This window comes from Mesorhizobium sp. ArgA1, from assembly GCF_053714375.1.
In genome coordinates this window covers 1-261 of record NZ_JBSKBQ010000194.1, presented here as the reverse complement: position 1 = coordinate 261, position 261 = coordinate 1, and the positions used below count along the sequence as shown (strand labels likewise).

Below are 261 nucleotides of genomic sequence, written 5' to 3'. Positions count from 1 at the left end.
ACGCCGGAGGCGGCGGCGCACGGACCCGGCCCACGCCCGAATAGCCAACCCGAGTTTGCGGTCACCAAAGAGGTCCGCGTGGGCGCAAAGCGCGACCGTTCCGAGCCCTTTCCCGAGGACAAGGAACTTGTTTCCACCTTCAAGAAAGTGGCCCGCGAAGAGAGGACGAACGAGTGGACAGTCAAGAGATTGGTACGTGATCTGCACCATCTTAGCCACTGGCTGCGCCAGGAAAATCGGCAGCCCATTTTCGGCCGGCTT

At 61.7% G+C, this 261-nt stretch carries 1 protein-coding gene; it reads left to right on the top strand.

Going from position 1 to position 261, the window contains the following annotated elements; translation table 11 throughout:
* Nucleotides 1-78: 78 nt before the first annotated feature.
* Nucleotides 79-261 (top strand): hypothetical protein (locus ACWGTI_RS32960; protein WP_454590717.1); only part of this gene is annotated, 183 nt, incomplete at its 3' end.